Source organism: Nocardia suismassiliense (assembly GCF_900269665.1).
Lineage (GTDB): Bacteria > Actinomycetota > Actinomycetes > Mycobacteriales > Mycobacteriaceae > Nocardia > Nocardia suismassiliense.
Window position 1 is genome coordinate 497,591 of the sequence record NZ_LT985361.1, and the last position, 14,042, is coordinate 511,632.

Here is a 14,042-nt window from a genome sequence, read left to right on the forward strand (position 1 = left end):
GGCCGCGCCGAGCACCGTCCCGGTGCCGTGGCGCGCGGGGTGGCGGAGCGCACACCATGTAGGTTGACCCCCCGTGGGTAAGAGCAAGCGCAATAGTCCTAAGCCCGGAGGGAACCGGGCACAGCGTCTCGCCGAGCGGAAGGTGGCGCTCGAGCAGGCGGCGCAGTCCGTCTCGCGTCCCTTCGAGGGGCTGGCCGCGGAGTGCGATCTGGTCGCGCTGTGCGAGTTCGTGCCGTCGGCGACCGCCGAACTGAAGCTGGCTTCCAGTGTCGCCGCCGAGCGTTCGGTCGTGCTCGCCACCGTGCTACCGGGTGCGGTGGCCGCGCTGGTGCGGGCCGGCGAGCCGCCGAGCGGCTACGTCGGCGCGCAGGTGCAGTTCCAAGGCGCCGACCTGGGCGCCGATATCGCGGCCGCCATCCTGTGGACGCAGTCCGCCGAGCCCGGTGACTCGCTGGCCTCGGTGGAGAGCGTCGCGGGCGGTCCTCGCCTGGCCGACGTGATCGATCCCGCTGCGCCGCTGGACATCACGGTGCACCAGGACTTCGACTGGTGGGTGCCGGAGGGCGTGCAGCCCGACCCGCAGGTCGCCGCGACCATCGAGCAGGCCAAGCTGGCGATCAAGCCGTCCGCCCGGATCGTGCTCGGCCCGGACGCGGTCGGCGCGGCGTGGTGGGTGGACGCCGGCGAGAAGGCGCACATCCGCTGGGTTCGCCCGGAGAACGAGGACGACCTGATGCTGGCGCTGGCTCGGTTGCACGCCGCGGGTGGTCTGCAGCTCGGCGAGGGCTCCCGGTTCGCGGGCTCGTTCCGCACGCACGGTGTGCTCGTCCCGGTCTTCGATCTGGATCCGGAGATGCACGCCGACGAATGGGCCAAGCCTGCTCAGGAATTCGACGCTCGGCTGGCCGAGGCGCTGGCTTCGGACGCGCCGTTGACCGCCGGTGAACGTCGGTCGCGGGATGGCCTGCGGTCGCGTCAGGTGACTTTGCGCTGAATTGCGGTGCACCAGTAGGAGAATTCAGCGAAAAACGGTCCGGCTAATTGCGCGGCCCGTTACTCCTGCCGAAAAGCGGTGCAGGTGAGCGCGGTCTCACGGACAGCGCGGCAGAAGAAACCGTGGACGTTATTCTTCGGCCGCTGAAATCGCTGCTCAGCACCGTGGGCGCTCAGTAGAACAGTGATAAACGGCAACAGGCCCAGCTCGTCGCGCGAGCTGGGCCTGTTCGCTATTGATGGGTGACGCCTATCAGACGGATCCACCCGCTGCCGAAGGGGCACCGGAAGTATCGCTGGGACCACTCATTTCCCGGGCGATGAACTCTTCCAGATCGAACAGGTTGGATCCGGCGCGCTCGGCAATGGTGAGCAGGGTGGTCATGTTGGCGACCTCCTCGACCTGCTCCTTCAGGAACCACTGCATGAACTGCTCGCCCAGGTAATCGCCCTCTTCGCGGGCGGTGCTGGCCAGCTGGATGATCTGGTCGGTGACCGTCTTCTCCTGGGCGAGGGCGAGCGCGATCGGCTCGTGCACATTCTCGAACTTGGATTTGGCGGCGTCGATGCCGGACAGCTCGACACTGATGTCCCGGTCGAGGAAGTACTGCACGATCATCATCGCGTGGTTGCGTTCTTCCACCGCCTGCGCATAGAAACGCTTGGCCAACTGGGGCAGATCAGCATTGTCGAACCACACCGCGATGGCGATGTATTGATGTTCGGCATTGAATTCATGCCTGATCTGATCATGGAGCAGGCCGTGGAATTTGCTGCGTGGGGACTCCGGATGGCTGGACATAGTAGCTGACATTAGCGCTGGTCAAGGCGCGTGTCATCCAAGTGCAACCTTATTGAGGCTAGTATTGCCTAATTAATTCTTCGCTGTGCCAGCCATTCTCGGGGTCGCGTTGTCGATGCGCTGCGGCACCCGGAGTTCGCGCGCGATGAAGTCCTCGACGTCGAACAGGTTGTCCGCCGCCCGGTCGATGACGGTCAGCAGCGTGGTCATTCTGGCGACGTCTTCGACCTGTTCCTTCAGGAACCATTGCACGAAGCGCTCGCCGAGATAGTCGCCCGATTCGCGGGCGGCACGAGCGAGCCCGGTGATCTGCGTGCTGCGGTGCTGCTCGGTCTCCAGCAGGAAAGCTATTGCGGCGCGGGGTGATTCGAAGGTCGACTGGATCTCGTCCAGTCCGCCGATCCGGACGTCGAGATCACGGTCGAGCAGATACTGGACCATCCGCAATGCGTGTGCGCGCTGCTCCTCGGACTTGCCGTAGCAGTGTCTGGCCAACTGCGGCAACCGATTCGCGTCCAGGTACACGGCGGCGGCGAGATACTGCTGCGCTGCCGTGAACCCGTGACGAATCTGTGCGGTGAGCAGAGTCGGGAAGGGGCGATCGAGCTCGGTGTCCGGCATGTGACCGACGCTACCTCGTCAGCAGGTCCTCCGGAATCGGACGGTCGGAAGCGAGCGCATCGAAGAACTGGCTCGCCTTGTTCTTGTCCCACACCAGCACATTGCCGCTGTCGGTATCGGCGAACCGGCCGATCGGCACCGTCGTCGCCACCGTGTCACCGCGCATCGCCCAGCCGAGTTGCGCCAGGTGCCAGATGTGGTCGCCGTCGTCGACCTTCAGCGACTTCACCGTGTCGGAGGCCAACGGCCACAGCTTGAACGGATTGACCAGGGTTGAAGTGCTGGTCGCCTTCTTCACCAGGGCGGCCATGAAGATGCGCTGATTATTGATGCGATCCAGGTCGGCGAGCGCGGTCGCGCGGCTGCGCACGAAACCGAGTGCCTCCGGGCCGCTCAGCTTCTGGCAGCCTGCGGGCAGGTTGATCCCGGCCAGCGGATCGTCGATGGCCGTCGGCAGGCAGACGTCGATGCCACCGAGCGCGTCGACGACGCCGGCGAAACCGCTGAATCCGATCTGCGCGTAGTGGTCGATGCGCACGCCGGTGGCGATCTCGACGGTTTGCACGAGCAACTGCGGCCCGCCGATGGCGAAGGCGGCATTGAGCTTGTCCTGGCCGTTGCCGGGAATACTGACGTAGGAGTCGCGCGGCAGGCTGACCATGGTGGTATTTCCCGACTTCGGGATGTGCACCAGCATGATCGTGTCGGTGCGCTCCGGGCCGACCTCGCCGCCGGTGGCGAGCTCCTGTTCCTGCTCGGGTGTCAGGCCCGCCCGGCCATCCGAGCCGACGATCAGCCAGTTGGTGCCGGGGGTGTCGCCGAGCCGCTCGGAGTAGTTGGCCAGTGCGGGGATGCGGGTCAGCGAGCCGTCGAGTTTCACGATGGCGCCGATGGCGGCCAGCACGAGCACCAGCAGCAGGACCAGGAACCAGCGGAAATAGTGGCGCTTGCGGCGCGGCCGCGGGGCGCGGGCCTGCCGTTCGCCACGCGATGGACCGGGGGGCGGTGGCGGCGGACTCCCGCGACGCGGCCGGGGCCGCTGCGGTGGCGGGCCCTCGCGATAGGGCACCGGCTGCTGGGTGGGCGCGTGCGTGGGGCCGCCGCGGGGCTTGTCGAGCGGCGGTGGCCGCCGCGACACCGCGGGTTCCGGCGGCACCTGCGAATACGCGAGCGGTTGGTGCGGGCCGCCGCGGCGCAGCACCTGCGTCGGCTCGATGTACGGCGACTGCGGGTCGACCGGCGGTCCGGCGCGGCGCGGTCCGGGGCGCGGCATCGGCGGCTGACCGGGCGGCGGCACCCGGCGCATCCGTGCGCGGTACTGGGGGTCGTCGCCATTCATCACTGAGACTCTACTTATCGCTCGTCGTTCGGGTCGGTGGTGCGACGGATGATCTCGATCCGGTCCGAGCGTTGTCCTGCCCCGTCGGCACGCGGGCATCGCCCCGGTCGCAGTGCCCGTCCGCCCGCGCACTCTCTATGAATTCGCCGGCACCCCGGCAGTGTTATCGCCGGACGGAGAACAGTTCGGTCACGGTAGCTGGCCGGGTGTATCGGGGCAGGTGAGCGGAGTCCCGGCCGAGTCGGTGTTGCGGCATCGGGTGTGACGAAAGGCGCGGCGCGCGGGGCGTGCGCCGCGGCGGTGGCGGCGGGGCAATAGATTCGAGCCCATGCGTGGTGAGTCCGGGGCCGAGCGGGGCGAGGCCGAGGTGACGGAGCGGGAGCGGCTCGGGATCAAACTCGAGATCGCGGTCGTGCTGGTGGTCACCTTCGGGTTGAGCGGGCTCAATGCGGGGCTGTCGCTGGTGGAGAGCGCGCTCTCGCCCGGCGGGGTGGGTGGGCGCACCGTCGCGCTGAATCCGTCGCGGTCCGCCCAGTCGACCATCGACCTGCTGTTCCAGCTGCTGAGTGTGGCGCGCCTGGCCGGGTGGGCGGCGCTCGGCCTGTACCTGTTGTGGCGCAGCGGGATCGGGCCGCGCCTGATCGGGCTGGCGGCCCGGCTGCGGTGGCGCGCGGATGTCGTGCCCGGACTGGTGCTCGCCGCCATCATCGGGCTGCCCGGCCTCGGTCTGTATCTGATCGCGCACACCATGGGGGTGAGCGTCACGATCGTGCCCGCGTCGCTCGGCGACCACTGGTGGCGGCTGCCCGCGCTGATCCTGTCCGCCTGCGCGAACTCGCTGGCCGAGGAGATCATCGTGGTCGCCTACCTGATCACCCGCTTGCGCAAACTCGGCTGGTCGGAGAACTCGTCGCTGCTCGCGTCGGCCCTACTGCGCGGCAGCTACCACCTGTACCAGGGTCTCGGCGGCGGCCTCGGAAACCTGGTGATGGGCTTGATCTTCGGCCGCTACTGGCAGCGCACGAACAAGCTGTGGCCGCTGATCCTCGCCCACGCCACCATCGACGCGGTCGCCTACCTGGGTTACATGCTCCTGCGCGGCCACGTGTCCTGGCTGCCGTAACAAGCACTCTGGCGGTCGCGGACATACCGCGCACGACGTACACCTGCACTGCACGCGAACCATTCCTAGCGCATGCACCATCGACGTGGTCGACTCCTGGGCTACTCAGTGCTGCGTCGCCACGTGTCCTGGCTGCCGTAAACGATCAGGCAAACGATCGAGTCGAGCGCTGCGGCCGGCGGTTCAGATGCGACGGAGTCCGTTAAGGAACGGGCAACCCGCCAGGGTGCGTACCGCGCGGCTGAGCGACTCGATGTCGTCGGCGGGGGAGTTGAACGGCAGCCGGAAGTCGTGGTCCCCGTCGCGGCCCTCGACGCGCAGGGTGAGACCGTAGCGGTCGATGGCGAGCGGGTGCACGATGCCGTGCTGGAGCCGGGGCGGCAGGTGCCTGGCCAGCTGTGCGACGACGTCCGCGTGGTCGGCGTCCATGTGCAGCAGCCAGGCGGATTCCAAGGCGCAGAACGGATCCGGTTGTGCCACCCGTAGTTCGTCGATGCTCACCGATTCGGCGCCGGTCGAGTCGGCGACCACCGCGGAGTTGATCACCAGCCGCAGCAGGGTCGCGGTGTGTCCGACGTCGAGCAGGCCCGGGTCCGGGTTCTCCTTGGCGACCTCGCCGGCCAGCGCCCGCTGCGCCTGCGCGGGCACCGCGCGCACCCAGCCGCGCAGCCAGACCAGCGCTCGCACGGGTTCGCGCAAGGGCAGCGGGGCGTGATCGGTGAGCTCCAAGACCGCGGGCGCGCCCGCGTCCGGTGAGTTGCCTGCCACCAACGCCGCCACCGACGTGGTCGGGACCGCGATCACCGCGTCGCCGCACTCGCGCACGTGATGCACCGAGACGGGCGTCGGATCGATGCCGGGCATGGCCAGCACCGCCTGTTCCGCATGCGCGCACGCGCTGCGAACCCGCTCGGCGGTGGACGGTGGGACGGTCGGTGTCGGACGCGGCATGCAAACCTCCGTGGTCGGGCGTTGTTCGCCTTGCTCGGCGCTCAATTAGGTTACCCTAAGCTAAGTGACGAGCGGAACATGCGCAAGCGTTCGCCCCACGCTGATCCTGAGAATTCGCTGCCCGTTGCACGGCCGAACTCCGCACCGCACCTGGTTGTTACGGTGGATCGGTGGCGCACGGAGAAGAAACACCTGGCGAACCGGTACTCATCGCCTTGACGGCACCCGCCCGGCGCAGCATCGTCGACGACCTGGTGCGCGTCCCGACCACAGGCGACTCGGCCCCGATCCTGGACGCTGACGCTCCCGACGCGGACATCGCCGACTTCCTGGCTGCCATCGTGCACACCGACACCGGCTTCATCGCCCGAACCTCCGCGGGCCCCCGCGCCCTTGCGATCGTCGCCGCCACTGCCGCCGCCCTCTGCGGTGAAGACATCCGCACCGCACTCAGTACCCCGGACACCGCGTTCCTGAACGCACTGAAACCGCCTGCGGTAGAAGCTCTGCGAACCGTCCTGCTCGCCATCGAGACCGAGCACCCCGACGAAGTAACCCACGCCCTCGCCCCGCTCGCGCGCAACAGTGAAAGGCGTGGTGAAAAGGGTTAGCCGGTAAATACCGGGAGCGCCGGTCGCGGACGCAAGTAAGGTCGTAACCGTGCCGCGTATCGCGTACTTCGGGCCCTCCGGAACCTTCACCGAGATGGCCCTCGCCGAACTCGAATCCTCGGGGGCCTTCGAAGGGGCCGTCGAGCGAGTTGCCGCGCCCAGTCAGGGGGCCGCGCTCGAGCTGGTCCGCGCCGGGGACGTCGACGGGGCGGTGGTGCCGATCGAGAGTTCGGTCGAGGGCTCGATCGCCGCGACGCTGGATTCCCTGGCCATCGGCCCGCGGCTGCAGATCGTGGCGGAGACCGAGCTGGAGGTGACCTTCACGATCCTGGGCCACCCCGGCACCGACCTGTGCGAGGTGCGCACGCTGGCCGCCTATCCGGTGGCCGCCGCCCAGGTCCGCGAGTGGGTGTCGCGCAATCTGCCGCAAGCCCAGCCCTACGTCTCGGCCTCGAATGCCGCTGCCGCCGAGGACGTTGCGGCAGGCAAGGCCGATGCCGCGGTGTCCACCGCGCTGGCGGGGACCCGGCTCGGGCTGGCGGTGCTGGCCGCGGGCGTGGCCGACCACGAGCAGGCGATCACCCGTTTCGTGCTGGTCACCCGGCCGTGCGTGGCGCCGCCCGCGACGGGTGCGGATCGCACCTCGATCGTGCTGGAGTTGCCGAACGAGCCGGGCTCGCTGATGCGCGCGTTCGCCGAGTTCGCCACCCGCGGTATCGATTTGACCAGGATCGAGTCCCGGCCGACCCGCACCGGCATGGGCACCTATCGTTTTTATCTCGACTGCGTCGGGCACATCGATGACACCGCGGTGGCCGAGGCACTCAAGGCTTTGCACCGCACCGCCCGGATCCGGTTCCTCGGTTCCTGGCCCGCCACGTCGGCGACCGGCACGCCTCCGCCCTCGGACGAGGCGGCCGCGGGATGGCTGACCCAGCTACGAAAGGGGGTGGCGGATCTGTGACCGAGGCGAAGATCGGCCCGGCCAAGTTGGTTCTGGTCCGGCACGGCGAGACCGAAGGCAATGTCGCGAAGCTGCTCGACACCAAGGTTCCTGGTTTGCCGCTCACCGAACGCGGTGCGGCACAAGCGAAGTTGTTCGGCGAAACCCTGCTGAACCCGCCGCGCGTGCTGTTCTGCTCGACGGCGTTGCGCGCCCGGCAGACCGCGGGCTACATCGAAGCCGCGACCGGCGTGCCCACCACGGTGCTGGACAACCTGCAGGAGGTGCAGGCCGGCGATCTGGAGGGCAAGCACAGCGAGGAAGCGCACCTGTTCTTCCAGCGCATCTACCGGGCCTGGCACAACGGCGATTTGGATGAACGCATCCCCGGCGGTGAGTCCGGCCGCGACGTGCTCGCCCGTTTCCTGCCGGTCATCGAGGAACTGCGCGAGACGTATTTGACGCCGGGGTCGAGCGAAGGCGATGTGCTGCTGGTCAACCACGGTGCCGCGATGCGCTTGGTGTCCCGCTATCTCGCCGACGTGCTGCCGCCGTTCACCACGAACAACCACCTCGACAACACCGAAACCATCGAACTGGTCCCGCTGCCCGACGGCACCTGGGACTGCATCCGCTGGGGCCGCTTCACCCCACCCTTCGGCTACGACGTCGCGCCCACCTCCGACGATCCGATGGGCTAGATCCGCACCAGCGCGATTCGATCTCACAGACCGTCCATACGTCTCACAGAGAGTGCTGGTCTTGTGAGACGTATGGAGGCCCTGTGAGTCGAAGCGACCGCCTGAACGGCCTCGGAAGCGGGCCGTTGAGGCCTCGGCTACACCTGTTCCGGTTTGCGTGGGAACTCCGCGCGCTCCGGCAGACCACTGATCAAGTCCTGCAACGCCGTTCGCAAACGGGATGTTGTTCCGGTGCTGAGCGATGTCCACTTCACGCCGTCATCGGATTTGCTCGCGGTCGCGATGAAACGGCCCGCGCGGGTGTTGAACACCGCGATGTGGTTGTCGGTGAGGTCGCGGGTGCCGTCGCCGTACACCACGCCGACGATCTCGGCGTGCGAATGGATCTGCACCATCGCCGAGGCGAGGGCTTGCGCGTCCGCAGGCGGGGTGCCGACCTTCGCCAACCGGTTGGCGGTCGCCGCCGCGTCGCCGGTGTCGTCGAAGATCGGGACCAGCTGTTCGGTCGGCGCCCGCATGCCGGTCAGGTCGAGCGGGTCGGCTTGGCCCAGGGCGGCGATCACCGGGCCGGGCAGGTCGTCCTCGGCCTCGTCGATCACATAGGACTGCGGCCCGCGCAGGGCGACGGTGACCACATCGTCGCCCTTCGCGAGACACATGCGACTCGCTTGACCCTCCACGAACAGCCGGAGCGCGACCACCCAGTGCGGCCGGTACAGCGCCCGCAGCCGGTCCTCCAGTTCCTGATGGACCGCGTCACCGATCAGCAGTTCCCGATCGGTGAGCGACTGCGCGGCCACGGCCATCGCGGCATCGTGATCGGTGACGTTGTCGTACTGCCCGCGTGCGTCCAGCACGACGGGCACCTCGTCGATCTCCAGCTTCTCCAGGAGAAACTGCATTTCATCGAGCGACAGCACCACCGATGCGAGCATCGACGGGCCGCGGCCCGCACCGAGCACCGTCACTTAGCGGCCATACCGGCGTCGGCGCCGATCACCCCGTCGGCGGCGTAGCGGCCGTCGTTGAAGTGCTCGGTCGAGCGCAGGTAGTCCTGCCCCTTGTGCTCGGACTCGTCGTCCTCGTCGCGCACCTGGTTGCCCAGCAACGGGCTGCCCGCGGTGTTGTTGCTGCGCGCCGGTGCCGCGGCGGGCTGAGTGGCCGAGACGTTCTCGACGACGGGTGCCGCGGCGGGTGCACCGGCCGGCGCGCCGGCGCCCCAGCCGTCGGGCAGCTTGAGCGAGCCGTTGCCGAGCGCGACCGAGGGGCCGGCGGAGAACGACGCGGACCGCGTTCCCGCCGCCGACGCGGCGGAGGCCAGTCCGGCGCCGCCGACCATGGCGGCCGGTGCGGCACTGGTGATTCCGGGTGTCGCGGCGGTGGTGACGGCCGCGACCGCCTGCGAGCCGATGGTGCCCACGGTGGACACACCGGTGGTCGCCACCGAGCCCGCGATGTTCGCCGCCTGTGTCGCGGCGCCCACCACGGCGGGGTTGTTCACGAACGCGCCCGCCGCGGCGATCGCGCTCTGCACCGGGTCGGCGTTGGTGGCCTGGAACGCCTGATCGGTCTGGCCCGCGTCCGCGGTGCCCGCACCCTTCGCGATCGTCGGCGGGTTCACGAACTCGCCGGGGGTGACCACCATCGCGGTGGTCGCCGCCTCGTAGGTCTCCATGGTGAGCGCGGCCCGCAGGTCGAGCGCGGCCTTGGCGGCCTCGGCCAGCTCCGAGGTGCCGTTGAGCACGCCGCCGGTCGAGTGCGCGGCGATGCGCGCCGCGTTCACCGCCGCGATCTCCGGGATGCTCGGCATGGCCAGCGAGGCCACGGTGTAAGCGATGGCGTTGCTCGCCGCCTTCGAGCCCATGGTGGCCGCCATGACACCCTGCTGCTCGGACCAGCCGATGAAGCCGGTGAGCTTGGACAGCGCCGAGATGCCGTTGATGCCCTGCATGCCGACGCCCAGCTCCGCCATCACCCGGGCGACGGTTGCGGTGGCATCGACCCAGGCCGCGGTCAGCCCGCCCCACGCGGTGGCCGCCGCCGAGATCGGGATGGCGTGTGCGCCTGCGTTCAGCGCGATCGAGTTGCCTTCTGCCTGACGGGGCAGCCAGAACACCCCGGTGATTCCTGCGGTCATGCTTTCTCCCCTTGCTTGTGCTTTATGCGATGCCCGCAGGCGTTAAGCGATTGTTCCGCTGACGATGTTGAGTGCGCCCGCCCGCACGACATCCTCACCGACGTGGGTGATGAGCTGGCTGCGCAACGTCGCGGCGGCGTGGTGCAGTTCCAGAATTCCCTGGGCTACGGCTTGGTCGTGCGTCGCGGCGCCCTTGTTGAGGTGGTTCGCGGCGTGCAGCGACACCTCGTCGATCCCGGAGGGCACGACATGCGTCGCGGGTGCGGTCAGCGCGGCGGCGGCGGCGAGCCGCTCGGCCAGCAGATCCAGCTCAGCGGCGGCAGCAAGGACGACCTCGGGTTGTACTAGTACGTGGCCAACCATGACTCGACTCCTTCTAGTGGCGGCTGTGGGGCGGAACCACGAGAATTCCCCCTTCGAGTGATAGGACGCGACAGCGAAGCGATCGGTTCCATCGAATCCCCTGAAGTTTCTTCCTGTCTCGCCCCAACTGCAACCGCACTCATACAGCTGGATAAAGACTAGCCCCATCCCAGCTGATGCAGGCGGTCTTCGTCAATGCCGAAATAGTGTGCGATCTCATGGATCACGGTGATTGCCACCTCTTCCACCACTTCGCTCTCGTCCGAGCAGATGGCGAGGATGGATTCGCGATAGATCGTCACGGTGTCCGGCAGCGCGCCGCCATAGTGACTGTCCCGTTCGGTGAGTGCGATTCCGTGATAGAGCCCGAGCAAATGTGGATCATCCGAATTGCGTGCTTCGATCAGCACGACCACATTATCGATGGCTTGGGCCAGCTCCGGCGGGATCCGATCGAGCGCATCGCCGACCAACTCCTCGAACCGGTCCTCGGACATGGAGACCGACATCGTCGCGGATTACCTCGGCTGCGGCGGCAGCGGCGCGGCGCCAGGCAGCGGCGTCGGGGTGGAGCGGCCGGTGTTCGGCGGCGGCTGCGGCGCCTGCCCGTTGATCAGGATGTCGCCGCGCGCGGAACCGGTGATCGGCGCGAAGCCCTCCCGATCGGCCCCCTTGCCGACCATGCAGTCCAGCTTGCGGCTGCCCGCCAGCCAGCTGCGCGCGTCCAGGAAGTCGAAGAACAGCGTCAGCGTCTTGTTGCGCACGACATCGGGCCCGCCGAGATACTCCGCCGAGGTGCGCGCGCACTCCTCCTCGACGAACCGGTCCTGCTCCTCCTTGGCGGGCGGCCCGCCCTGGAACCGCTGGCCGAGGTCGATGGTGGAGACGATCTCGACGGCGTGCACCTGCGAGCAATCCACCGGGTCGGTCGGCAGGTTCTGGTTGATGCCGAGGCATACGCCCGGCCCGTACACCTTCGACTGATCGTGTTCGGCGGCGCTGCCGGTCGACGGCGGCGTGCCCGCGCTGGCCGCGTACTGCAACCCGCAGCGCAGCGTGCGGTCGCCGTGCTGCCAGCCGTCCGGGCTCGGATACATCAACCCGACGATGTAGCGCCCGCGCGGATCGAACTTGCCGCCCATGTACTGCTGCACGGCGGGCACGCAGTGCTCTTCCTTCAGCTCGGTCAGCCGCAGCGAGTCGGGGAATCGCGAGCCGGGCCCGAACTCCTTGCCCGGGTACTTGCTCATGTCTATATCCGCCGCGACCTCGAACATGTGCTTGCTCTCGCAGCGCACCTTGACCAGGTCGGAGTGGTCGGGTTTGGACCAGCTCAGGCAATCGCCCTTGACCGCGGTACCGAACTCCTTGTCGACCACCGGTTCACCGGCCGAGGCCGGGCTGTGCGCCTCGATCTTGTTGTTGTCGAACCCCGTCACGAACAGCGTCACCAGGGCGGCGATCACCGCACCCGTGGCCACCAGCAGCAGCCCCCAGCGCAGCGTCGGCGCAGGCAGCGGCGTCTCACCGGTGAACACGCCCTTAACCGCGTCGAACGAACGCCGCGCCGCGCCGCCGCCGCTGCGTGACGGCATGGCGCGCGTGGTCGGCCGGCTCGATGGCTCTGGCTCGGGGGCGTGATCGGAGGGGGACATCGCGATCCATCATGGCAGTCTCCGCGCCGCGGTGCCACGACCCGTTCTGATCAGTGCTTTTCCCGGCTAACCACGGAACGCGGAGACGAAGATGCCGGGAATCCGGGCCGGGTTGCCGCTCGCGTAGAACTCGGTCAACTTGCGCGCGGTCGCCGCCGCGGCCGTATTGCCGACGAACCACGGCGGTTTCGGCGACAACGCGAGCTCCCCGTGCAGCAGCGAGCGCGGCGCGGGCCGGAACGGTCCGCGCACCACCGTGCGCTCCACGTCGTCGAGCAGGAAGGCGTTGTGCACCACGCCGATTCCGCTCTGCACGTCGTCGAGGGTGTGGCCGGGGAACGCGCCCCACGCGGCGTGCGGGGCGAGGAAAGCGAGCCCGGTCCACGCGTTCACCGCGATCGCGCCGTAGCGCAGCCGTTCGATGGCGCGCTCGAAGCCGATGCCGAGCCTGCGGATGGTGGACGGGTGGGCCAGCACGTTGGCGCCGAGCGTGCCGGTGAGTTCGTTGTTCACGAAATCGACCGCTCGCTGCAGGAATTCGCCGCCAGGGTAGGGCAGTTCGACCACGCCGAGCACGGGCGAGAAGTACTCGGTGCGCAGCAGCGGCGAATCGGTGAGCGGCAGCTGCTCGATCAGCACCCGGCCGGAGCCGACCTGCCCGGCGCCCGGATAGGACGCCAGCGCGTCCGCGACCCGCGAGTCGCTGCCCGGGTAGTACGCGGCCCGCTCCGGGGCCTGCGCGAGCGCGGTGCGCAGCTCGGCCAGGAACTTGTCCTTGAGCGCCCAGTCCTTGCTGAGCACCACCGCCTGCGCGGCGACGCAGTTGTAGCCGCCGTTGTGCAGCCGCTGGGTGGCAACGTGCTCGGCCTGGAAACGCAGATCGGCGTCGGACCAGTCACCGGGCACCACGATGGTCGGCGACACACCGCCGAGCTCGCTGGTGATCGGCTTGTCCAGCAGCGGCCGTTTGTCCTTCTTGCGTTCCAGCCCCTCCGGGCCGGGGCCCCACACGATCGTGTCGTGGGTCTGCGCGCTGCCGGTCATGTGCACATGCGCGACCTGCGGGTGGTGCACCAGGTAGCGGCCGGTGTCCGCGTCGCCGGTCACGATCCGCAGCACGCCGAGCTCGCACAGCGGTGCGAACACCATCTCGAACACCGTGTACAGCGGATCGGTGATCGGGTTCAGCTTCAGCACGACCACCCGGTTGTGCGCGAACAGCTCGTACAACGCGTCCAGCGGTGGAATGGAGGTGATGTTGCCCGCGCCGAGCACGACCCCGATGCCGCCGGTCGCGGTCGGATCGAGCTGCGCCAGCCCGGCCCGCCGCCGCGCGGTATCGGCGTCGACCCCCGGCCGCAGCCAGACCTCGCCGTGAAAACCGTTGAGCAGCAACCGGTCGTAGTTGCTCAGCGGCAGGATCGGCACCGCCACCCGATTGCCGAGCGCGGTCCGCACGGTGACTCCGTCGAGCGGGCTGCGCCCCTCGTCCAGCGCGGCCAGCGTCCCGGACAGCGCGGCCGTGGCCTGCAGCAGGGTCAGCGGTCCGGACATCCACTCCTCGCCGACCAGCGGCGAGTCGGCGGCCAAACCCTTGATGGTCCGCGCGGCCCGCACCCAGTCGCCGGCGAAGCGCCCGGTTCGGGCGTGGATGTCGTCGAGGAGCTCACGGCGGCGGCGCAGCGGGGTCTGTGCCCAGGCTTTCTCGCCCGCGGTCAGCTCGGTCAGTACGTCATCGATGGCTGATTCGTCGAAAGTTGTACCCACAAGCCAACTATGCGCGCGTCCTCGGCCGAGCGGTCC

The 14,042-nt window shown here is 68.7% G+C and carries 15 protein-coding genes; 5 read left to right on the forward strand and 10 right to left on the reverse strand.

Translation table 11 applies throughout. From position 1 onward, the window contains the following. Positions 1–73: 73 nt before the first annotated feature. Positions 74–994: a DUF5926 family protein gene (locus tag DBO33_RS02260; RefSeq protein ID WP_107653564.1), complete on the forward strand. Its 921-nt coding sequence runs from the start codon at positions 74–76 to the stop codon at positions 992–994. 252 nt (positions 995–1,246) lie between these two features. Here DBO33_RS02260 and DBO33_RS02265 read toward each other — a convergent pair whose 3' ends face one another. The 3 genes from DBO33_RS02265 to DBO33_RS02275 all read right to left on the reverse strand — a co-directional run bounded on the left by DBO33_RS02265 (position 1,247) and on the right by DBO33_RS02275 (position 3,755). Beyond that, the gene (locus DBO33_RS02265) at positions 1,247–1,795 is read right to left on the reverse strand and encodes a ferritin (RefSeq protein WP_107653565.1); all 549 of its coding nucleotides are present in this window, start codon (positions 1,793–1,795) and stop codon (positions 1,247–1,249) included. A 72-nt stretch (positions 1,796–1,867) separates the two neighbouring features. Next, the gene (locus DBO33_RS02270; protein WP_107653566.1) at positions 1,868–2,416 is read right to left on the reverse strand and encodes a ferritin; all 549 of its coding nucleotides are present in this window, start codon (positions 2,414–2,416) and stop codon (positions 1,868–1,870) included. 10 nt (positions 2,417–2,426) lie between these two features. Beyond that, a complete protein-coding gene (locus DBO33_RS02275) occupies positions 2,427–3,755 on the reverse strand; it encodes an LCP family protein (protein ID WP_107653567.1) in 1,329 nt (442 codons plus the stop codon). Between the two features lie 328 nt (positions 3,756–4,083). On the opposite strand from DBO33_RS02275, the gene DBO33_RS02280 reads away from it, so the two are divergent. Beyond that, positions 4,084–4,878 carry a CPBP family intramembrane glutamic endopeptidase gene (locus DBO33_RS02280; RefSeq protein ID WP_107653568.1) on the forward strand — a complete coding sequence of 265 codons (795 nt, stop codon included), beginning with the start codon at positions 4,084–4,086 and terminating at the stop codon, positions 4,876–4,878. A 183-nt stretch (positions 4,879–5,061) separates the two neighbouring features. Here the strand turns inward: DBO33_RS02280 and DBO33_RS02285 are convergent, their stop codons facing one another. Next, positions 5,062–5,829, reverse strand: coding sequence for a DUF2470 domain-containing protein (locus DBO33_RS02285; RefSeq protein ID WP_107653569.1), 768 nt, complete (start codon positions 5,827–5,829; stop codon positions 5,062–5,064). Positions 5,830–5,999: 170 nt separating this feature from the next. Between DBO33_RS02285 and DBO33_RS02290 the strand changes: the two genes are divergently transcribed. Genes DBO33_RS02290 through DBO33_RS02300 form a run of 3 tightly spaced genes read left to right on the forward strand, consistent with a single transcriptional unit; the run spans position 6,000 to position 8,084 of the window. Next, complete coding sequence (locus DBO33_RS02290) at positions 6,000–6,440, forward strand: hypothetical protein (protein WP_107653570.1); 441 nt, start codon at positions 6,000–6,002, stop codon at positions 6,438–6,440. Positions 6,441–6,489: 49 nt separating this feature from the next. Continuing rightward, entirely contained in the window at positions 6,490–7,404 is a 915-nt protein-coding gene (pheA, locus tag DBO33_RS02295) for a prephenate dehydratase (RefSeq protein WP_107653571.1), read from the forward strand. Next, the gene (locus DBO33_RS02300) at positions 7,401–8,084 is read left to right on the forward strand and encodes a histidine phosphatase family protein (RefSeq protein WP_234390655.1); all 684 of its coding nucleotides are present in this window, start codon (positions 7,401–7,403) and stop codon (positions 8,082–8,084) included. The genes pheA and DBO33_RS02300 overlap by 4 nt, the downstream gene beginning before the upstream one ends. Before the next feature lie 137 nt (positions 8,085–8,221). Here DBO33_RS02300 and DBO33_RS02305 read toward each other — a convergent pair whose 3' ends face one another. The 6 genes from DBO33_RS02305 to DBO33_RS02330 form a co-directional block, all read right to left on the reverse strand. Beyond that, entirely contained in the window at positions 8,222–9,052 is an 831-nt protein-coding gene (locus DBO33_RS02305; protein ID WP_107653572.1) for an ESX secretion-associated protein EspG, read from the reverse strand. Beyond that, on the reverse strand, positions 9,049–10,221 hold the full coding sequence (locus tag DBO33_RS02310) for a PPE domain-containing protein (RefSeq protein WP_107653573.1): 1,173 nt from the start codon (positions 10,219–10,221) through the stop codon (positions 9,049–9,051). Before DBO33_RS02310 ends, DBO33_RS02305 begins: the two co-directional genes overlap by 4 nt. A gap of 42 nt (positions 10,222–10,263) precedes the next feature. Then, positions 10,264–10,584, reverse strand: a complete 321-nt coding sequence (locus DBO33_RS02315; RefSeq protein ID WP_107653574.1) for a PE domain-containing protein — start codon at positions 10,582–10,584, stop codon at positions 10,264–10,266. A 158-nt stretch (positions 10,585–10,742) separates the two neighbouring features. Beyond that, positions 10,743–11,093: a metallopeptidase family protein gene (locus DBO33_RS02320; RefSeq protein ID WP_107653575.1), complete on the reverse strand. Its 351-nt coding sequence runs from the start codon at positions 11,091–11,093 to the stop codon at positions 10,743–10,745. A gap of 9 nt (positions 11,094–11,102) precedes the next feature. Next, entirely contained in the window at positions 11,103–12,179 is a 1,077-nt protein-coding gene (locus DBO33_RS02325) for a septum formation family protein (RefSeq protein WP_107653576.1), read from the reverse strand. A 126-nt stretch (positions 12,180–12,305) separates the two neighbouring features. Further along, positions 12,306–14,006 carry an aldehyde dehydrogenase family protein gene (locus DBO33_RS02330; protein ID WP_107653577.1) on the reverse strand — a complete coding sequence of 567 codons (1,701 nt, stop codon included), beginning with the start codon at positions 14,004–14,006 and terminating at the stop codon, positions 12,306–12,308. Positions 14,007–14,042 lie beyond the last annotated feature (36 nt).